The organism is Cobetia sp. Ld8, from assembly GCF_045066615.1.
GTDB classification, from domain to species: Bacteria; Pseudomonadota; Gammaproteobacteria; order Pseudomonadales; family Halomonadaceae; genus Cobetia; species Cobetia amphilecti.
Window position 1 is genome coordinate 182,050 of sequence record NZ_JBISHF010000005.1, and the last position, 20,674, is coordinate 202,723.

A 20,674-nucleotide genomic window follows, 5' to 3' on the forward strand; every position below is an offset into this window, starting at 1 on the left:
CGGGTGTCAGCGCGCCGTGACGGAGTCATTGGTGGAGCGTGATTCCTGAATTGGTATGCCGTATGCGTAATCGGTATGGGGTAAATCGAATAAAAACGCTGTTTTTTATTTAACCAATACTAAAGTTGCAAGGCGAAATTCATGAGGCATGTCTACCCGCTAAGCGCTTGAGCCTACAGGGTTTTTTGGTTGAATGTTCTTCTAACCTTCGGTTTTGTCAGGTTTTTTTGGTCGATGGGCGACCTGTGGAGAATTGCGCAGGCGGGAAGCTGGGGGATATGCTCGAGGGAAATCTGGCGTCGTGTAGCGACACTGATGGCGCCACTATCGGCAGGTATAAAAATAAAGATAACCGATAACTATAACCGGGAAAATGCTTGAAAAAAAGCATCTGGACACATGATTTCTCCGTGAGGCACGCCCCATGAACAAAGGTCTCCACCATCCGGGAGAGTTCCGCGACAACTGCGGCTTCGGTCTGATCGCCCATATGGAAGGGCAGGCGAGCCATGAACTGCTGCAGACCGCCATTGAATCCCTGACCTGCATGACCCACCGTGGCGGGATTGCCGCTGACGGCAAGACCGGCGATGGCTGTGGCCTGCTGCTCAAGATGCCGGACGGCTTCATGCGCCAGATCGCTCGAGAAACCCTCGGGCTGGAACTGGGCGCTCGCTATGCCGTCGGCACGCTTTTCCTGCCTGATGATGACGCGCGTGAACAGTCCGCGCGTGACGCCTTCGAGTCGGCGCTGAGCGCGCGCAATCTCGAGGTGCTGGGCTGGCGCGACATGCCGGTAGATGACAGCGTGTGCGGCCCGATGGCCCGCGACTGCCTGCCGCGCATCCGTCAGGTCTTCGTCGGCGCCGCCGACGAGCGCACCGACATCGCCTTCAATGTCGATCTGTTCATGGCGCGTCGCTATGCCGAGCAGGCGCTGAAGAGCGAAGAGGACTTCTACGTCTGCTCGCTTTCCGGCAAGGTCATCTCCTTCAAGGGCCTGGTGATGCCGGAAGATCTTCCGCGCTTCTACAAGGACCTGGGCGACCCGCGCCTCGAGACCGCGATCTGTGTCTTCCACCAGCGCTTCTCGACCAACACCGCGCCGCGCTGGCCGCTGGCCCAGCCGTTCCGCTTCCTCGCCCACAATGGCGAGATCAACACCATCGAGGCCAACCGCGGCTGGGCCAACGCGCGCAAGGAGAACTTCGTCTCCGAGCAGCTGCCCGAGATCGCCGAGCTGGACGAGATCGTCAACACTGTCGGCTCCGATTCCTCCAGCATGGACAACATGCTGGAAGTCCTGCTGACCGGTGGCATGGATATCTATCGCGCCATCCGCATGATGGTGCCGCCGGCATGGCAGAACGTCGAGCAGATGGACTCCGATCTGCGTGCCTTCTACGAATACAACTCCATGCACATGGAGGCCTGGGACGGCCCGGCGGGCATCGTGCTCACCGACGGTCGCCACGCCGTGTGCATGCTGGACCGCAACGGCCTGCGTCCGGCGCGTTGGGTCATCACGCGCAATGGTTTCATCACCCTGGCCTCCGAGATCGGCACCTACGATTACAAGCCGGAAGATGTCGTCGCCAAGGGGCGCGTCGGGCCGGGTCAGGTGCTGGGTGTCGATACCGAGACCGGTGAAGTGCTGCACACCGATCAGGTCAGTGAGCGCCTCAAGGGCGCGCATCCCTACAAGCGCTGGCTGCGTGAGAACGCCAACTATCTCGAGTCTGCACTGACCGAGCTGGCGCGTTTCCAGCCGATGGATGCCGATCAGCTGGACGTCTACCAGAAGATGTTCCAGGTCAGCTTCGAGGAGCGCGATCAGCTGCTGCGCCCGCTGGCCGAGAGCGGTCAGGAGGCGGTCGGCTCCATGGGCGATGACACGCCGATGGCCGTGCTGTCGCGCCAGAACCGCGTACTGACCGACTACTTCCGTCAGAAGTTCGCCCAGGTCACCAACCCGCCGATCGATCCGCTGCGCGAAGCGATCGTGATGTCGCTGGAGACCTGCTGTGGCGCCGAGCTCAACATCTTCGACGCGACGCCGGAACACGCGCATCGCCTGATCCTGACCACGCCGGTGCTGTCACCGCGCAAGTTCAATGCGCTGGTCAATCACGAAGATCCGGCCTTCACCTCGCAGACGCTCAAGCTGCACTACGATCCGGCGCAGGACTCCCTCAAGCAGGCGCTCAAGGGCCTCTGTCAGCAGGCCGAGGAAGCGGCGCGCAATGGCAAGGTGATTCTGGTACTCAGCGACTGTGGCTTGAAGAAGGGGCAGCTGCCGATCCACGCCGCTCTGGCGACCGGCGCCATCCATCATCACCTCGGTGCACTGGCCCTGCGCCCGCGCGTCAACCTGGTGATCGAGACCGGCTATGCGCGTGACGCGCACCAGATGGCAGTGCTGTTCGGGGTCGGCGCCACGGCGGTCTACCCGTACCTTGCCTATCAGGTCATGGCTGACATGCATCGCACCGGCGAGCTGTCCGGCAACCCGGCTGATGCCCGCGAGAACTATCGCAAGGGCATGCAGAAGGGGCTCTACAAGATCCTGTCCAAGATGGGCATCTCGCACATCGGCTCCTACCGTGGCTCGCAGCTGTTCGAGGCGGTCGGTCTCAACAGTGAAGTCATGGACATGTGCTTCACCGGCATGGCCTCGCGCATCGAAGGCGCCGGCTTTGCCGAGCTGCAGTTCCAGCAGGAGCTGCTGGCCCGTGAAGCCTGGCTGCCGCGCAAGCGCATCAAGCAGGGCGGGCTGGTCAAGTACGTGCATGGCGGCGAATACCACGCCTACAACCCGGATGTGGTGGTGAAGCTGCAGCAGGCCGTGCAGCAGGGTGACTACGGCAAGTGGAAGGAATTCGCGCGCCTGGTCAACGAGCGTCCGGTGGCGACCATTCGTGACCTGCTGACCCTCAAGCCGGTCGCCGAGCCGCTGCCGATCGAGGAAGTCGAGTCCGTCGAGTCACTGCTGCCGCGCTTCGACAGCGCCGGCATGTCGCTTGGCGCACTGTCTCCCGAGGCACATGAAGCGCTGGCCCAGGCCATGAACGAGGCCGGTGGGCGCTCCAACTCCGGTGAAGGCGGTGAAGACCCGGCGCGTTACGGCACCGTGCGCTCCTCCAAGATCAAGCAGATCGCCTCCGGTCGCTTCGGTGTCACGCCGGCGTACCTGGTCAATGCCGAGGTACTGCAGATCAAGGTCGCACAGGGTGCCAAGCCCGGTGAAGGCGGTCAGCTGCCGGGCGGCAAGGTCAACGACCTGATCGCACGCCTGCGCTACGCCGTGCCGGGGGTGACACTGATCTCGCCGCCGCCGCACCACGATATCTATTCCATCGAGGATCTGGCGCAGCTGATCTTCGATCTCAAGCAGGTCAATCCGTCGGCGCAGGTCTCGGTCAAGCTGGTCTCCGAGCCGGGGATCGGCACCATCGCCACCGGTGTCGCCAAGGCGTACGCCGACCTGATCACCGTCTCCGGCTATGACGGTGGCACCGCGGCCAGCCCGATCACCTCGATCAAGCACGCCGGTTCCCCGTGGGAACTGGGGCTGCCCGAGGTGCATCAGGCGCTGCGCATCAACCAGCTGCGCCACAAGATCCGTCTGCAGACGGATGGCGGCCTCAAGACCGGCCTGGACGTGGTCAAGGCCGCGATCCTGGGCGCCGAGAGCTTCGGCTTCGGCACCGCGCCGATGGTCGCGCTGGGCTGCAAGTACCTGCGTATCTGCCACCTGAACAACTGTGCCACCGGTGTCGCGACCCAGCACCAGGCGCTGCGTGACGAGCATTTCCGCGGCACCGTCGAGATGGTCAAGCACTACTTCCGCTTCATCGCCGAGGAAGTGCGCGAGCTGATGGCACTGCTGGGTGTGCGTCAGATCACCGACCTGATCGGTCGTGCCGATCTGCTCGAAGTGCTGGAAGGTGAGACCAACGCGCAGCGTCGTCTCGACCTCACGCCGTTGCTGGGCAATGACTTCGTGCCCAAGGACGCGCCGCAGTTCTGCCAGGTCAGCCGCAACGAGCCGCATGATCCCGGTGCCAAGAACCTCGAGATGCTGGCCGCGATGGAGTCGGCGATCGACAGCCGCAGCGGTGGCGAGTTCAGCTTCCATGTCACCAACTGCGATCGCTCGGTGGGCGCGCGTGTCTCAGGTGAAATCGCCAAGCGCTATGGCGAGGCCGGGCTGGCAGGCTCGCCGCTCAAGGTCAGCCTGACCGGTGTGGCAGGCCAGAGCTTCGGTGTCTGGAACGCGCACGGACTCGAGATGCATCTGGAAGGCGACGCCAACGACTATGTCGGCAAGGGCATGAACGGCGGCAAGCTGACCATCGTGCCGCCGCGTGGTTCGCGCTTCGAGAGCCACAAGACCGCCATCATCGGCAACACCTGCCTGTACGGCGCGACCGGCGGACGGCTGTATGCCGCGGGCACCGCCGGCGAGCGCTTCGGGGTGCGCAACTCCGGTGCGCACGCCGTGATCGAAGGCGCGGGTGACCACTGCTGTGAGTACATGACCGGCGGTCTGGTGTGCGTGCTGGGCGAGACAGGCGTCAACTTCGGTGCGGGCATGACCGGCGGCTTCGCCTACGTGCTGGACGAGAATCGCGACTTCGTCGACAAGTACAACCACGAGCTGGTGGAAATCCACCGCATCAATACCGAAGCCATGGAGGCCTATCGTCGCCATCTGCGCGAAGTCATCGAGGAATATGTGGCCGAGACCGGCTCCGAGCGCGGGCGCGACATCCTGCGTGATTTCCCTGACTTCGTGCGTCACTTCTGGTTGGTCAAGCCGAAGGCGGCAAGCCTCAACGGCCTGCTGGACCAGTCACGGCGTCAGCCGGAGTGATCGCACCCCTCACCCCAGCATGTCCCGGGTGAGGGCCCGCACCGCGACGGTGCCCGGATTTTGAAGGAGGATTCATCATGGCCAATCAGCTCGCCAACGACTTCCAGTTCATCGATGTGGGTCGTCAGGACCCGCAGAAGAAAGATGCTCGCGTGCGCGCACGTGAGTTCAACGAGATCTATGCCGAGTTCAAGCCGGTAGAAGCCGCCAGCCAGGCACATCGCTGCCTGGGCTGTGGCAATCCCTACTGTGAGTGGAAGTGCCCGGTACACAACTACATTCCCAACTGGCTGAAGCTGGTCTCCGAGGGCAATATCCTCGAAGCCGCCGAGCTTTCGCACCAGACCAATTCGCTGCCGGAAGTCTGTGGTCGCGTCTGCCCGCAGGACCGTCTCTGCGAGGGCGACTGCACCCTGAATGACGGCTTCGGTGCCGTCACCATCGGCTCGGTGGAGAAGTACATCACCGACACCGCCTTCGCGATGGGCTGGCGCCCCGACATGTCCAAGGTCAGCTGGACCGACAAGCGCGTCGCCATCATCGGTGCAGGCCCGGCGGGTCTCGGTGCCGCCGATATCCTGGTGCGCAATGGCGTGCGTCCGGTGATCTATGATCGCCATCCGGAAATCGGCGGTCTGCTGACCTTCGGCATCCCGGAGTTCAAGCTCGAGAAGGGCGTGATGACGCGTCGCCGCGAGATCTTCGAAGAGATGGGCATGGAGTTCCGTCTCAACGTCGAGGTGGGGCGTGATGTGACCTTCGATGCGCTGCTCGAGGAATACGATGCCGTCTTCCTGGGCATGGGTACCTACAACGCCATGAGTGGCGGCTTCCCGGGCGAGGATCTGCCGGGCGTGCACAAGGCGCTCGACTTCCTGATCGCCAACGTCAATCACTGCCTGGGCTTCGAGAAGGACCCGGCGGATTACGTCTCCATGGAAGGCAAGAAGGTCGTGGTGCTCGGCGGTGGTGATACCGCGATGGACTGCAACCGCACCTCCATCCGCCAGGGCGCGGAAAGCGTGACCTGTGCCTACCGTCGTGACGAGGCCAACATGCCGGGCTCACGTCGTGAGGTGACCAATGCCCGCGAAGAGGGCGTCGATTTCCTCTTCAACCGTCAGCCGGTGGCAGTGGTCGGCGATGGCAAGGTCGAAGGCGTCAAGGTCGTGCGCACCCGCCTGGGTGAGCCGGATGCCAATGGTCGTCAGCGTCCGGAAGTGGTGCCGGGGTCTGAAGAGATTCTGCCGGCGGATGCCGTGGTCGTGGCCTTCGGCTTCCAGGCAAGCCCTGCGCCGTGGTTCGCCGACTTCGACATCGCCGTCGATGAGCGTGGCCGCATCGCGACCAGCGCCGAGCGTCATGCCTTCCAGACCACCAATGCCAAGGTGTTCGCTGGCGGTGACATGGTGCGCGGCTCCGATCTGGTGGTGACCGCCATCGATGAAGGTCGCCGTGCCGCTGAAGGGATTCTTGATTTCCTGGAAGTGTAAAGGTCATGTGACGTCACGCATCAGGCCCGCCACGGCGGGTCTGATGCGTTATGGCGGGTGCATCGGATGGCGACGCGAGATGGGCAGGTGGTGGCATTCAAATTGAGCCGGAGCAGCCTTTCCGCTAGACTGGCGACCCATCCTGATCCGTTCCCCCGGATCTCTCCTACAGCTCACGTTTTCGGCAGGTTTCCATGACACGATTTATCTTCGTGACGGGCGGCGTTGTGTCCTCGCTTGGCAAGGGCATCGCATCCGCTTCGCTGGCGGCTATTCTCGAGGCCCGTGGCCTCAAGGTCACCATCCTCAAGCTGGATCCGTACATCAACGTCGATCCGGGCACCATGAGCCCGTTCCAGCACGGCGAAGTCTTTGTCACCGAAGATGGCGCGGAAACCGACCTCGACCTCGGTCACTACGAGCGTTTCATCCGCTCGCGCATGACCCAGGGCAACAACTTCACCACCGGTCGCGTCTACGAGCACGTGCTGCGCAAGGAGCGCCGCGGTGACTACCTCGGCGGAACGGTGCAGGTCATCCCGCACATCACCGACGAGATCAAGCGTCGCGTGATCGCCGGCGGTGAAGGCTATGACGTCGCACTGGTCGAGATCGGCGGTACCGTGGGTGACATCGAGTCGCTGCCGTTCCTGGAGTCCATCCGTCAGCTGCGTGCGCAGCTGGGTGGCGAGCGTGCGCTCTTCATGCACCTGACGCTGGTGCCGTACATCAAGACGGCCGGCGAGACCAAGACCAAGCCGACCCAGCACAGCGTCAAGGAGCTGCGCTCCATCGGTATCCAGCCGGATATCCTGATCTGCCGCAGCGAAGTCGAGATCGAGGAAAGCGAGCGTCGCAAGATCTCGTTGTTCACCAACGTCGAAGAGCGTGCCGTCGTCTCCCTGCAGGATGCCGACACCATCTATCGCATTCCATTGATGCTCCACGAAGCCGGCCTCGATGAGATCGTCTGCGACAAGTTCCGCCTGGAGGCCAAAGAGGCCGACATGTCCGAGTGGGTCGCGGTGCTCGACGCCAAGCTCAACCCGCTCAAGACCATCAACATCGCGATGGTCGGCAAGTACATGGAGCTGCTCGACGCCTACAAGTCGCTGAACGAGGCGCTGATCCATGCCGGTATCCAGGGGCGTGTGAAGGTCAACGTCGACTTCATCGACTCCGAGGAAATCGAGCGCAACGGCACCGACCGTCTGATCGGCAAGGACGCGGTGCTGGTGCCGGGCGGCTTCGGCGAGCGTGGCGTGGAAGGCAAGATCGCCACTGCGCGCTTCGCGCGTGAGAACAAGGTGCCGTATCTAGGCATCTGCCTGGGCATGCAGGTTGCCGTCATCGAGTTCGCGCGTAACGTGGCGGGCTGGAGCGATGCCAACTCCACCGAGTTCACCCATGACACCCAGCACCCGGTGGTCGGTCTGATCACCGAGTGGCTGACGCCGGAAGGCAAGATCGAGACCCGCGACGCGGCGTCTGATCTGGGCGGCACCATGCGTCTCGGCGGCCAGGCCTGCAGCCTGCTCAACGGCTCCAAGGCGCATCAGGCCTACGGCAGCGATGAGATCGTCGAGCGTCACCGTCACCGCTATGAGGTCAACGACCAGTTCGTGCCGGCCCTGGAAGAAGCGGGCCTGATCTTCTCCGGTCGCAGCGTCGACAACTCGCTGGTCGAGATGGTCGAGCTGCCGGATCACCCGTGGTTCGTGGCATGTCAGTTCCACCCGGAATTCACCTCCACGCCGCGTGATGGCCATCCGCTGTTCACCGGCTTCGTGAATGCCGCGCTCAATCACAAGGCGGCGCGTACTCGCGGCGAGTGATAGGGTGTTGAGCGGGCGCCACCTCGGGTGGCGCCCGTAGGTCTTCTCCGCGGTGGTTGCATGTCTTGATGTTCGCCAGAGCATCCTCAGGCAGACTGCCGATGGACAACGATTTGATGGACGGTGCAGAGATGAGCAACGAACAACGCGTGATCGATTTTGCGGGTCTGCAAGTCGCCAACGATCGTCCGATGACGCTTTTCGGTGGCATGAACGTGCTCGAATCGCGGGAGCTGGCGCTGGAAGTCGCCGAGCAGTACGTCGAAGTGACGTCACGCCTGGGCATGCCGTACGTCTTCAAGGCCAGCTTCGACAAGGCCAACCGCAGCTCCATGCACTCCTACCGCGGTCCCGGGATGGAGAAGGGGCTCGAGATTCTGGCCGAGATCAAGTCGCGCTTCGGTGTGCCGATCATCACGGACGTGCATGAGCCACATCAGGCGGCAGCCGTGGCGGAAGTGGCCGATGTCATCCAGCTGCCGGCCTTCCTGGCGCGGCAGACGGACCTGGTCGTGGCCATGGCGCGCACCGGCGCCGTCATCAACGTCAAGAAGCCGCAGTTCCTCGCGCCGCACGAGATGCGCCATATCGTCGCCAAGTGCGGTGAAGCGGGCAATGACCGGATTCTGCTGTGCGAGCGTGGCTCCAGCTTCGGTTACAACAACCTGGTGGTCGACATGCTCGGCATGGCCGAGATGAAGGATAGCGGCCTGCCGGTATTGTTCGATGTCACCCACTCGCTGCAGCGCCCGGGCGGGCGAGCCGATTCCGCTGGCGGGCGTCGTGAGCAGGTCTTCGATCTGGCACGCTCCGGTGTCGCATTGGGACTGGCGGGTCTGTTCCTCGAGGCTCATCCGGACCCGGACAACGCCAAGTGTGACGGCCCCTGCGCCTTGCCGCTGGATCAGCTCGAACCCTTCCTGCGCCAGCTGCAATCGCTGGATGCGCTGGTCAAGGGCTTCGCGCCGCTGGACATTCGTTGAGCAGGACTACTGGCCGTTCACCCCTGTGTGAGCGGCCTTTTTGCACTATGGGCAAGATGCCCGTCGTGGTGTTTCAATCCCCCGTGTAGAGGACGACACAAGATGGCCAATATCGTCGAAATCCGCGCCCTTGAGGTGCTCGATTCCCGTGGTAACCCGACCGTACAGGCCGAGGTCGTGCTGGAAGGTGGCCAACGCGCCAGTGCCTGCGCTCCTTCCGGTGCCTCCACCGGTTCGCGTGAAGCGCTGGAATTGCGTGATGGCGACAAGAGCCGTTATCTGGGCAAGGGCGTGCTGAAGGCAGTCGAAGCCGTCAATGGCGCGATCCGCGAGCGCCTCGTGGGCATGGATGCACTCGACCAGCGCGCGCTGGACGATGCCATGCTGGCGCTTGACGGTACCGAGAACAAGGAATCGCTGGGTGCCAACGCGATTCTTGCCGTCTCTCTGGCGGCTGCCAAGGCGGCAGCGCAGGCCAAGGGCATCGAGCTCTACGCTCATATCGCTGAGCTCTACGGCCAGCCGGGCCAGTACTCCATGCCGGTGCCGATGATGAACATCATCAACGGCGGTGAGCATGCCGACAACAATGTCGACATCCAGGAGTTCATGGTCCAGCCGGTCGGCGCGCCGACCTTCCGTGAAGCACTGCGCACCGGCGCCGAGATCTTCCACGCGCTGAAGAAGGTGCTGCAGGGTCGCGAGCTGAGCACCTCCGTGGGTGATGAAGGTGGCTTTGCACCGAACCTGGCGTCCAACTCCGAAGCACTGGCCGTCATCAAGCAGGCCGTCAGCGATGCAGGCTACACCTTGGGCACCGATGTGACCCTGGCGCTGGATTGCGCGTCTTCCGAGTTCTACAAGGACGGTCAGTACAACCTGTCCGGCGAAGGCAAGAGCTTCGACGCACGTGGTTTCGTCGACTATCTGGCCGGCCTGGCCGCGGAATATCCGATCGTCTCCATCGAAGACGGCATGGACGAGTCCGACTGGGAAGGCTGGAAGATGCTGACCGACGAGCTGGGCGACAAGGTGCAGCTGGTCGGCGACGATCTGTTCGTCACCAACACGCGCATCCTGAGCCGTGGTATCGATGAAGGCATCGGCAACTCCATCCTGATCAAGTTCAACCAGATCGGCTCGCTGTCCGAGACCCTGGATGCGATCAAGATGGCGCAGGCCGCCGGCTTCACCGCGGTCATCTCCCACCGCAGTGGCGAGACCGAAGACACCACCATCGCCGACCTCGCCGTCGGTACCTGTGCTGGCCAGATCAAGACCGGCTCTCTGTGCCGCTCTGACCGTGTCGCCAAGTACAACCGTCTGCTGGTGATCGAGCAGCAGCTGGGTGACGTGGCTTACAACGGCCTGAAAGAGATCAAGGGTCAGTAATCGCCTGTGATGTGAGGGGCTCAACGCCCAGCATCGCAGAGGTAACTTGCAACGGGGTCGTGCCTTCTGGCACGGCCCCGTTGTGCATTGCAGGCGATGATTGAGTGCGTTTGAGGGGGATGCAGGAAACAGGCCGCTTTCAGGTACTGATTTCGTGTAAGCCATCTCTTACAAATCCCGCAGGACAATCGAGACACTGGCTGCGAGTCGCCTGCGGATATGAACGTATGCTCTTCAATATCTATTTGATTTTATTGAATATATTTTCTTTGACGGCCTGTTCAGGTATAGCGGGTTAAGCGGTTTGGCTAGTTGCCTCGCCGGCGAATGCTGCCCAGAATGGCTGCATGGACGTGAGGGTGCGGCGGGACACCGCAGTCTCGGCAGGATGCCAACGGGATGATCAGAAAAGACTTGATGGCGAGACAGGACGTTTCGCCCCGCTGAGCAGGACGCTCGGCGGAAAAGGACCTGACATGGACGTCGGTAGCAGAGAGCTGCATATCTTCGCTTGAAGGAGTCAGGCGAGAGATGCCAGGGAAGCAAGGATAGCGGGCATGACACCGGAGTGTGTCAGGATCAGGATGATCCGTCGGCGATGGGAAGCGCCACACAGGCAGGAAGCACGATAACGACACGGAGTGTCGAAGAGCCTCAGGCTCTGATATGCAGTCAGGAATGATGGGGCAGACAGCGGCAGCATCAAGTGGCAGGAAGCCACGACAAGGATGGTCGGACAAGGAATGTCGTGAGGCTGTCAGCTGCACAGGCAGGACGCCGGGCAATGCATGGGCAGGACAGCAGGACAGGCAAATATCTGCACTAACGGGCATTGCGGTGGGACAGCTGCGCGAGCAGTGCTGCAATGCCCGCCACGCGTGACGGTGCGCCCCGAATGACAGGATGTCGTGAAGGGCAGGGACAGCACTCAGGAGTGCGATCCAGGATGGATCGACAGGGACACGCTTGGAGCGGGCGACCTTACGGGGTCGCCCTTTTTTATGCCCGGATGTCAGGGTGCTGAGCTCCTGGCATGAGCTTGAGGCACCGGCTTCCGGCATCAGATATAGAAACGGCAGCGGCTCCCGGAGGAATCGCTGCCGTTTCTGTCGTGAGAGCCGGGCTTGCCCGGTCAGGGCGGGCAAGCCGCTTGCCACGCGAAATGCGGGTTGCTTGAGGGGCTTACTGCTCCAGATACTCAAGCTTGCCATCGACACCATCCCACTTCTCGGCGTCTTCCATGGCGTCCTTCTTCTCGCTGATGTTCGGCCAGACTTCGGCCAGATCGGCATTCAGCTCGATGAATTCCTTCTGGTTCTCCGGCACTTCATCTTCGGAGAAGATGGCTTCGGCGGGGCATTCCGGCTCACACAGCGCGCAGTCAATGCACTCATCCGGGTTGATCACCAGGAAGTTCGGGCCTTCGTAGAAGCAATCCACCGGGCAGACTTCCACGCAGTCGGTGTATTTGCAGCGAATGCAGTTCTCGGTGACGATGAATGCCATGCAGGTCTCCTGACGCGGATTGGCGTCTCTCTCGTAGGTCGTGGTCCAGGCGCCCCCCATGTGTCGTCTCGGCGACATCATGGTCTTCAGGTTATAAGCGGCGCAGATGTTATAAGGCGTTATTCTAGTGGCGCTCTGCCGCCCCCGCAATCAGCAGGGGCGGATCGTTTTGGAATGGTGCTATGCCCGAAGGTTGCTGTCGAGCCTTGCCGCTCACTCTCGGGCCTTGCCACTCATTCTCGAGCCAGGCGCGCCAACGCTGGCCCGGTGTGACGGCGCTCAGCGCTGACGGTGCCATTCGTATATCAGCTCCAGCGCTCGCTTGGGGCTCAGATCATCCGGGTCTAGGCCATTGAGGGCCTCGACGACCGGATGCGGCGGTGCCGCGAACAGGTCATTCTGCTGCGGTACCGGCTGGCCCAGCGCATCCTCGCGCGCCACCTGCGGACGATCGACTTCCTGCTGCTCCAGGCTGGTCAGCTTCTCGCGCGCGCGCAGAATGACGCTCTGCGGCACCCCAGCCAGCTGGGCCACCTGCAGGCCATAGCTCTGGCTGGCAGGGCCTTCCTCGACGCGGTGCATGAAGACGATGCCATCGCCGTGCTCAGCGGCCGTCAGGTGCACGTTGGCGACGGCATCGGCATGCTCGGGCAGCGCCGTCATCTCGAAGTAATGGGTCGCGAACAGGGTGAAAGCACGCGTGCGCGCCAGATGCTCGGCGCTGGCCCATGCCAGTGACAGACCATCGAAGGTCGAGGTGCCACGGCCGATTTCATCCATCAACACCAGGCTCTCGTCAGTGGCGTTGTGCAGGATGCTGGCGGTCTCGGTCATCTCGACCATGAAGGTCGAGCGTCCGCCGGCCAGGTCATCCGATGAGCCGATGCGCGTGAAGATACGGTCCAGCGGGCCGATGCAGGCGCGCGATGCCGGCACGAAACTGCCGGTATGCGCGAGCAGAGCGATCAGTGCCGTCTGGCGCATGTAGGTGGATTTACCGCCCATGTTGGGGCCGGTGATCACCAGCATGCGCCGCGTATCATCGAAGCGCACATCGTTGGGAACGAAGGGATGATCGCTGACATGTTCGACCACCGGATGGCGTCCGCCTTCGATATCGATGCCCGGGGTCTCGCTGAGTTCGGGGCGTACGAAATCGAGCGCGGCAGCGCGATCGGCGAAGGCGGTCAGCACATCCAGTGACGCCAGCGCGCGGGCCGTCTGCTGCAGGCCATCCAGTTCGGTATTCAGGTCATCCAGCAGGTGCTCGTACAGCAGCTTCTCGCGCGCCAATGACTTGGACTTGGCGGACAGCGCCTTGTCCTCGAATTCCTTGAGCTCGGGGATGATGAAACGCTCGGCATTCTTGAGGGTCTGGCGACGGATGTATTCCGGCGGGGCCTCGGCCGATTGCGAGCGCGGCAGCTCGATGAAGTAGCCGTGCACGCGGTTGTAGCCGACCTTGAGGTTGCTCAGGCCGGTGCGCTCGCGCTCGCGGGTCTCGAGTGCGACCAGATACTGGCCGGCGTTCTCGGACAGGCCGCGATACTCGTCCAGCTCATCGTCGTAGCCATCGGCGATCACGCCACCATCGCGCAGCACCACCGGCGGATTCTCGACCAGCGCCTCGCTGAGCATCGCGGAAAGTGCCGGGAACAGGCGGATGGCATCGCGCAGGTCATCGATTGCGCTGCCTTTTTCGACGCTGGCGAGCACGGCGCGCAGCTCGGGCAGGGTGTTGAGGCCATCGCGCAGGCGTGCCATGTCACGGGGGCGTGCGCTGCGCAGTGCGACACGGGCGAGGATGCGCTCCACATCGCCGATGCGCTTGAGCAGACCTTGCAGTTCGAAGGGGTAGTCGCCATCCAGCAGACGTTGCACCGCCGCCTGACGCTGGCCGATCTGGAGCTGATCGCGCAGCGGACGGTTGAGCCAGCGCTTGAGCAGGCGTGAACCCATCGCGGTCGCGGTGACGTCCAGCACGCTGGCCAGCGTGTTGTCGCTGGTGCCGCCCAAGTTGGTATCGATCTCGAGGTTGCGACGGCTGGCGGCATCGATCACCACCGAGTCATCGCGGCTCTCGACGGCCAGCGCGGTCACGTGGGGCAGGCCGGTACGCTGGGTGTCGCGAGCGTAGTCGAGCAGAGCGCCGGCTGCCGTGACGGCGCGCGTCAGGTGGCTGCAGCCGAAGCCGTTGAGGTCCTGGACGCCGAACTGATCGCACAGCAGGCGCAAGGCAGTCTCGTGATCGAAGTGCCAATCGCTCTGGCGGGTCAGGCCCGGGCGCGAGGCCAGGCTGGCGGGGAGGGTACGGCTTTCGCCGACCATGACTTCGGCAGGCGACAGACGCTGGATCTCGGCCAGAAGCTCGTCATCACCACTGACCTCGAGCACGCTGAAGCGACCGGAGGAGAGCTCGAGAGCGGCCAGGCCCCAGGTCTCGCCATCACGGTGCAGCGCCACCAGCAGGTTGTCGCGGCTGGCATCCAGCAGCGCCTCATCGTGCAGCGTCCCCGGTGTGACGATACGTACCACCTTGCGCTCGACAGGCCCCTTGCTGGTCGCCGGGTCGCCGATCTGCTCGCAGATGGCCACCGATTCGCCCATCTTGACCAGGCGTGCCAGATAGCCTTCAGCGCTGTGGTAGGGCACCCCTGCCATGGGAATCGGTGAGCCGCCGGAGCTGCCGCGCGCCGTCAACGTGATGTCGAGCAGTTGTGCTGCGCGCTTGGCGTCCTCATGAAACAGTTCATAGAAGTCGCCCATGCGATAGAACAGCAGCACGCCGGGGTGCTCGCGTTTGATCTTCATGTACTGCGTCATCATCGGCGTCATCTGGGGCGCGCTGTTCTTGGCCATGGCCATGGACTTCCTTGACTGCACTGCAATGGGAAAAAGCACACATGCGAGAGCACGGCATGCGGGATGCGCGATATTCTACGGACTGGCGCGGCCGGCTCCAATGCCTGTGATGTCTCATGCTCGCTGCCCTTTTCACCCGATGACCTCCACAAGGAGAAAGTTCGTGAGCCAATTGACTGGTACGACCCCTGAGGCTGAGTGCGCGAATGCCCTGGCTGAGCAGTTGCAGGCGCTGGCGGTCGCGCGCGGGGTGCGCGTCACCACCGCCGAGTCGTGCACCGGGGGCGGGGTGAGCGCGGCGATCACGGCGATTGCCGGCAGCTCCAGCTATTTCGATGCGGGCTACGTGACCTATTCCAATGCCACCAAGCAGCGCCTGCTGGGGGTCAGTGAGGCATCGCTTGAAGAGTTCGGTGCCGTCTCAGAGGCGGTCGTGTGCGAGATGGTGCGGGGCGCCTGTCGCGAAAGCGGCGCTGAGCTGGGGGTGGCGATCAGCGGTGTGGCCGGCCCCGGCGGGGGAAGTGACGAGAAGCCCGTCGGCACCGTGTGGCTGGCGTGGGGGAGCGAGGCGCGCCAGCAGGCACGCTGCTGTCACTTTCCCGGCGACCGGCAGGCCGTGCGTGACGCCGCCGTGCGGGAAGCGTTGCAGGGCTTGATCGAGCGCGTGGAGGCCTTGCAGATCGGCACCGAAGACTCGTGAGCCCGATGCAAGCCCCGCGTTGAGGGTGCTGCCTGAAAAAGCGCATCACCGGACTGGCAGAGTGACGCAACTTGCGGCATTATACTGTCCATGTATACAGGGTTTTGCCACGACACCTCAGCCGCTAGTCTGACGGTGTCTGCTCAGCTCTCAGTGACAGAATTCTCTATTCCAGGTGGCAGCCCGTGTGGCTCCGCCGTTCGACAGGAGGCCACATGGCAAAGGACGACAATCGTACCAAGGCGCTGAACGCGGCGCTGTCCCAGATCGAGCGCCAGTTCGGCAAGGGCGCCGTCATGCGCATGGGCGATGCCCCGCGTGTGGCCATCCCGTCGGTTTCCACCGGTTCTCTGGGGCTGGATATCGCACTCGGCATCGGTGGCCTGCCCTTCGGGCGCGTGGTCGAGATCTATGGCCCGGAATCCTCGGGCAAGACGACACTGACCCTCTCGGTCATCGCCCAGGCGCAGAAGCAGGGCAAGGTCTGTGCCTTCATCGATGCCGAGCACGCACTGGATCCGTCCTACGCCGAGAAGCTGGGCGTCAATCTGGACGAGATGCTGGTCTCCCAGCCGGACACCGGTGAGCAGGCGCTCGAGATCGTCGACATGCTGGTACGCTCCGGCGGTGTTGACGTCATCATCGTCGACTCCGTGGCGGCACTGACGCCGCGTGCCGAGATCGAAGGCGAGATGGGCGACTCTCACGTCGGCCTGCAGGCGCGTCTGATGTCCCAGGCACTGCGCAAGGTGACCGGTCACATCAAGAACGCCAACTGCATGGTGGTGTTCATCAACCAGATCCGCATGAAGATCGGCGTGATGTTCGGCAGCCCTGAAACCACGACTGGCGGTAACGCACTGAAGTTCTACTCCAGTGTGCGTCTGGATATCCGTCGCACCGGTTCCGTGAAGTCCGGTGATGAAGTCACCGGTAACGAGACCCGCGTCAAGGTCGTCAAGAACAAGGTCGCGCCGCCGTTCCGTCAGGCCGAGTTCCAGATTCTCTACGGCAAGGGCATCTATCACGCCGGTGAGGTGATCGACCTGGGTGTACAGTGTGGTCTGGTCGGCAAGTCTGGCGCCTGGTACAGCTATCAGGGCAGCAAGATCGGTCAGGGCAAGGCCAATTCCGCCCAGTACCTGGAAGACAATCCCGCCATCATGGAGGAGATTGAAACCCAGATCCGTGCCCAGTTGCTGGCAGCACCGGAAGCCAAGGAAGAGCCGAAAGAGACCGCGGCCGCCGAGAGTGAAGACGACCTGGATATCGATCTCGATTGAGGTTCGTCCAGAAGAAAGAGCAAGAGCGCCAGCCGCCAGGCTGGCGTCATCGCACCGTGTCGTTTCCGACCCGGTGAGATGATCCCAAGGCGCCCGCCCCGATGACTCGGAGGCGGGCGCCTTGCGTTCACGTCCATCGATGTCCTTCTGCTCAACCCCGGGGAGCATGACCATGCACGATGACAGCGCTGAAATGGGTGGGCCTGAGTATCAACCGCTCGACTCAGGCGCGATGACGCCGCAACGGCGTGCGCGCAATGATGCCATCGCGCGTCTGGCACGTCGCGAGCATAGCCGCCGCGAGCTGCACGACTATCTCAAGGAGCGTGACTACCTGCGGGCGGTCAGCGATGACGAGTTGGCACAGCGGCAAGCCGCGGGCGAGGAGGGCGCACAGGCGGCCTTGAGTCGCGATGAGGTCGAGCTGCTGATCGAGGAGGTGCTGGAGCGCATGGCCGAGGAGGGCCTGCAATCCGATGAGCGCTTTGCCGCCAGCTTCCTGCGGACGCGAGTGCTGCGCGGGCAGGGGCCGAGGCGTATCCAGCAGGAGCTGCGCCAGCGTGGTATCGATAGCGAGACGCTCAATGCCGTGATGCGTGCCGCCAGTGACCCGACGCCGGATGCCTTCGGTCATGTCGAGGCGGTGGATTTCTTCGAACTGGCGCGCGAGACGCTGGCCAGGCGCTTTTCCGGCCCCGGCGAGGGGCACAAGGAGCGCGCACGGCGCGAGCGCTTTCTGCTCCAGCGCGGCTTCGACTATGAGCAGCTGCGCTATGCCATGGAGTCCGCTTGGAGTGATGAGGGCGAAGAAGGCTAGCTGGCGGGCAACTGTTTGGCTCTCATGACGCGCAAACCGGCGCTTCAAGACATTTCCCCCCCTTTAGCTTGCGCGAACAGGCGTTATACTAGGTCGTCTTGCGACGGCACGGGGCAGGCGCCTTCTTTCATGCTTTTCATTGCACCTCCATGCATACCCACATGGATGAATATGCAGAAACCATGCGGAAGTCATGCAGAAGACCCCCGGAGCGTCTTTACGCACATCGCTACGGAACCTCTATGAAAAGCGCAGAAATCAGAAACGCCTTCCTGACCTATTTCGAGAAGCAGGGCCATACCATCGTTCCCACCAGCTCCCTGGTGCCGAACAACGACCCGACTCTGCTGTTCACCAACGCCGGCATGGTGCCCTTCAAGGATGTCTTCCTGGGCCGTGATCCGCGTGGCTACAGCCGTGCGACCTCCGCGCAGCGCTGCGTGCGCGCCGGTGGCAAGCACAATGATCTGGACAACGTCGGCTATACCGCCCGTCACCACACCTTCTTCGAGATGCTGGGCAACTTCAGCTTCGGCGACTACTTCAAGCGCGAAGCCATCCAGTTCGCCTGGAAGTTTCTGACCGAAGAACTCGGCCTGCCGAAGGAGAAGCTGTGGGTCACCGTGCACGTCAGCGATGACGAAGCCCGTGACATCTGGTTCAACGAGGTCGGCATCGATCAGAACCGCTTCTCGCGTCTCGACGAGGACAACTTCTGGCAGATGGGCGACACCGGCCCGTGCGGCCCGTCCTCCGAGATCTTCTATGACCACGGCGAAGATGTCGCCGGTGGCCCGCCGGGCAGCCCGGACGAAGATGGCGATCGCTACATCGAGATCTGGAACCTGGTCTTCATGCAGTTCGACCGTGACGCCGAGGGCACGCTGCACCCGCTGCCCAAGCCGTCCATCGATACCGGCATGGGCCTGGAGCGTGTCGCGGCCGTGATGCAGGGCGTGCACTCCAACTACGAGATCGACCTGTTCCAGAATCTGCTGGCCGCCGCGGCCGAGATCATCGGTCACGACAACATCGCCACGCCGTCACTGCGCGTGGTGGCTGACCACATCCGCTCGTGTGCCTTCCTGATCGCCGATGGCGTGCTGCCGTCCAACGAAGGCCGTGGCTACGTGCTGCGTCGCATCATCCGTCGCGCCGTGCGTCACGGCCACAAGCTGGGGGCGCGTGGCAGCTTCTTCTACAAGCTGGTCGCGGCTCTGGACAGCGAGATGGGCGATGCCTATCCGGAACTGCGCACCGCACGCGAGCAGATCGAACGTGTGCTGCTCAAGGAAGAGGAACAGTTCGCGCGTACGCTGGAACATGGCATGAAGCTTCTGGAAGAAGCCATCGCTGGCCTCGAGGGCAACACCCTCGACGGCGAGACCATCTTCAAGCTCTACGATACCTACGGCTTCCCCTATGACCTGACTGCCGACATCTGCCGCGAGCGCGAGCTGATCCTCGATGAGGCAGGTTTCCAGGCGGCCCTGGAAGCACAGCGTGATCGCGCCCGTGCGGCCAGCAACTTCGGCGGCGACTACTCCGCCAACCTGGTGCTGGAAGGCGAGACCGTCTTCACCGGTTACGACCAGCTGGAAGGGGAAGCCACCGTCACCTCGCTGTTCGACGCCGAAGGCAATGCCGTCGAGCAGCTCGAGGTGGACACCAAGGGCATCGTGGTGCTCGATACCACCCCGTTCTACGGCGAATCAGGTGGCCAGGCCGGTGACACCGGTTATCTGCATCTGGATGGCGGCCGCTTCCAGGTCAGCGATACCCAGAAGCAGACCGGCCATCACCTGCACCACGGTGTGCTGATCGAAGGCGCTCTCAAGGTCGGTGACAAGGTGCGTCCGCAGGTCGATGCCGAGCTGCGCGCGGCTTCCGTGCGCAACCACTCCGCCACGCACCTGCTGCACGAAGCGCTGCGTCTGGTGCTGGGTGAGCACGTTCAGCAGAAGGGCTCGCTGGTCACGGCCGAGCGTCTGCGCTTCGACTTCAGCCACTTTGAGGCGATGACGGCCGAGCAGCTGTCCGAGGTCGAGCGCATCGTCAACGCGCAGATCCTGGCCAACGCCGAGACCACCATCGAGTTCATGAGCCTCGATGAGGCCAAGGCGCGCGGCGCAGCGGCACTCTTCGATGCCAAGTATGGTGAGGAAGTCCGCGTGCTGACCATCGGTCAGGATGCCTTCTCCATCGAGCTGTGCGGCGGGACTCACGTCAAGCGCAGCGGCGACATCGGCCAGATGCACATTCTCGCCGAGACCGGCATCGCGTCCGGCGTGCGTCGTATCGAGGCCATCACCGGTCGCGCCGCGCGTGACTTCCTGCTCGCGCAGGAAGCGACTCTGGCTCGCCTCGGTGAGCGTCTCAAGGCCAAGCCGGAGCAGGTCGAGGAGCGCGTCGGCAGCCTGCTGGAGCGCAACCGCGGCCTCGAGAAGGAGCTTGAGCGCCTCAAGGCCAAGCTGGCCTCCGCTTCGGCCAGCGACATGCTCAGCGACATCGCCAATGTCCAGGGCATCAAGGTGCTGGCCAAGCAGGTCGAAGGCGTCTCCGGCAAGGAGCTGCGCGGCCTGATGGATGACCTCAAGTCCAAGCTCGGCTCCGGCATCCTGGTGCTCGGCGTCGCGGACGGTGACAAGGTCAGTCTGATCGCCGGTGTCACCGACGACCTGACCTCGCGCGTCAAGGCGGGTGACCTGGTGCGTCACGTGGCCGAGCAGGTCGGTGGCAAGGGTGGCGGTCGTGCTGACATGGCCCAGGCCGGTGGCAGTGACGCCGCCTCGCTTCCGGGCGCACTGGCCGGTGTGCCATCATGGGTAGACGCCCAGCTGGGCTGACAGTACAAGATGAAGGCCGGGCTCCTCTTGGGGAGACCCGGCCTCTTTTTGGGCTCACATGAGCTTCATGTGGGGACAACG

Annotated in this window: 11 protein-coding genes; 9 read left to right on the forward strand and 2 right to left on the reverse strand. The window is 63.1% G+C overall.

The genetic code is table 11. From position 1 onward, the window contains the following. The first annotated feature begins 424 nt into the window (after window positions 1-424). The 5 genes from gltB (at window position 425) to eno (ending at window position 10,579) form a co-directional block, all read left to right on the forward strand. Window positions 425-4,876, forward strand: a complete 4,452-nt coding sequence (gene gltB, locus ACJJV2_RS01390) for a glutamate synthase large subunit (RefSeq protein WP_405277817.1) — start codon at window positions 425-427, stop codon at window positions 4,874-4,876. 77 nt (window positions 4,877-4,953) lie between these two features. After that, window positions 4,954-6,369, forward strand: a complete 1,416-nt coding sequence (locus tag ACJJV2_RS01395) for an FAD-dependent oxidoreductase (protein WP_043332950.1) — start codon at window positions 4,954-4,956, stop codon at window positions 6,367-6,369. Between the two features lie 194 nt (window positions 6,370-6,563). Then, window positions 6,564-8,204, forward strand: coding sequence for a CTP synthase (locus ACJJV2_RS01400; protein ID WP_043332948.1), 1,641 nt, complete (start codon window positions 6,564-6,566; stop codon window positions 8,202-8,204). A gap of 131 nt (window positions 8,205-8,335) precedes the next feature. Beyond that, window positions 8,336-9,187, forward strand: a complete 852-nt coding sequence (gene kdsA / locus ACJJV2_RS01405) for a 3-deoxy-8-phosphooctulonate synthase (protein ID WP_192839151.1) — start codon at window positions 8,336-8,338, stop codon at window positions 9,185-9,187. A gap of 102 nt (window positions 9,188-9,289) precedes the next feature. Then, entirely contained in the window at window positions 9,290-10,579 is a 1,290-nt protein-coding gene (eno, locus tag ACJJV2_RS01410) for a phosphopyruvate hydratase (RefSeq protein WP_043332946.1), read from the forward strand. A gap of 1,182 nt (window positions 10,580-11,761) precedes the next feature. On the opposite strand, the gene fdxA is transcribed toward eno, so the two are convergent. Both fdxA and mutS read right to left on the reverse strand, forming a co-directional pair. Further along, the gene (gene fdxA, locus ACJJV2_RS01415; RefSeq protein ID WP_043333067.1) at window positions 11,762-12,085 is read right to left on the reverse strand and encodes a ferredoxin FdxA; all 324 of its coding nucleotides are present in this window, start codon (window positions 12,083-12,085) and stop codon (window positions 11,762-11,764) included. A 279-nt stretch (window positions 12,086-12,364) separates the two neighbouring features. Beyond that, a complete protein-coding gene (gene mutS / locus ACJJV2_RS01420; protein ID WP_405277821.1) occupies window positions 12,365-14,944 on the reverse strand; it encodes a DNA mismatch repair protein MutS in 2,580 nt (859 codons plus the stop codon). Window positions 14,945-15,110: 166 nt separating this feature from the next. Here mutS and ACJJV2_RS01425 point away from each other — a divergent pair, with 166 nt between their 5' ends. The 4 genes from ACJJV2_RS01425 to alaS all read left to right on the forward strand — a co-directional run bounded on the left by ACJJV2_RS01425 (window position 15,111) and on the right by alaS (window position 20,593). Continuing rightward, entirely contained in the window at window positions 15,111-15,647 is a 537-nt protein-coding gene (locus ACJJV2_RS01425; protein ID WP_405277823.1) for a CinA family protein, read from the forward strand. Between the two features lie 215 nt (window positions 15,648-15,862). Then, window positions 15,863-16,930, forward strand: a complete 1,068-nt coding sequence (gene recA, locus ACJJV2_RS01430) for a recombinase RecA (protein WP_043332943.1) — start codon at window positions 15,863-15,865, stop codon at window positions 16,928-16,930. Window positions 16,931-17,102: 172 nt separating this feature from the next. Further along, complete coding sequence (locus tag ACJJV2_RS01435; protein ID WP_389382498.1) at window positions 17,103-17,747, forward strand: regulatory protein RecX; 645 nt, start codon at window positions 17,103-17,105, stop codon at window positions 17,745-17,747. Between the two features lie 242 nt (window positions 17,748-17,989). Continuing rightward, window positions 17,990-20,593 (forward strand): alanine--tRNA ligase, encoded by a 2,604-nt coding sequence (gene alaS, locus ACJJV2_RS01440; protein WP_405277826.1) that lies wholly within the window; start codon window positions 17,990-17,992, stop codon window positions 20,591-20,593. Window positions 20,594-20,674 lie beyond the last annotated feature (81 nt).

Bases quoted from the DNA above. Each gene is read 5' to 3' on its own strand.
- fdxA (WP_043333067.1), bottom strand. From the start codon at position 12,085: ATGGCATTCATCGTCACCGAGAACTGCATTCGCTGCAAATACACCGAC.
- recA (WP_043332943.1), top strand. From the start codon at position 15,863: ATGGCAAAGGACGACAATCGTACCAAGGCGCTGAACGCGGCGCTGTCC.
- ACJJV2_RS01400 (WP_043332948.1), top strand. From the start codon at position 6,564: ATGACACGATTTATCTTCGTGACGGGCGGCGTTGTGTCCTCGCTTGGC.
- kdsA (WP_192839151.1), top strand. From the start codon at position 8,336: ATGAGCAACGAACAACGCGTGATCGATTTTGCGGGTCTGCAAGTCGCC.
- ACJJV2_RS01435 (WP_389382498.1), top strand. From the start codon at position 17,103: ATGCACGATGACAGCGCTGAAATGGGTGGGCCTGAGTATCAACCGCTC.
- alaS (WP_405277826.1), top strand. From the start codon at position 17,990: ATGAAAAGCGCAGAAATCAGAAACGCCTTCCTGACCTATTTCGAGAAG.
- mutS (WP_405277821.1), bottom strand. From the start codon at position 14,944: ATGGCCAAGAACAGCGCGCCCCAGATGACGCCGATGATGACGCAGTAC.
- gltB (WP_405277817.1), top strand. From the start codon at position 425: ATGAACAAAGGTCTCCACCATCCGGGAGAGTTCCGCGACAACTGCGGC.
- eno (WP_043332946.1), top strand. From the start codon at position 9,290: ATGGCCAATATCGTCGAAATCCGCGCCCTTGAGGTGCTCGATTCCCGT.
- ACJJV2_RS01395 (WP_043332950.1), top strand. From the start codon at position 4,954: ATGGCCAATCAGCTCGCCAACGACTTCCAGTTCATCGATGTGGGTCGT.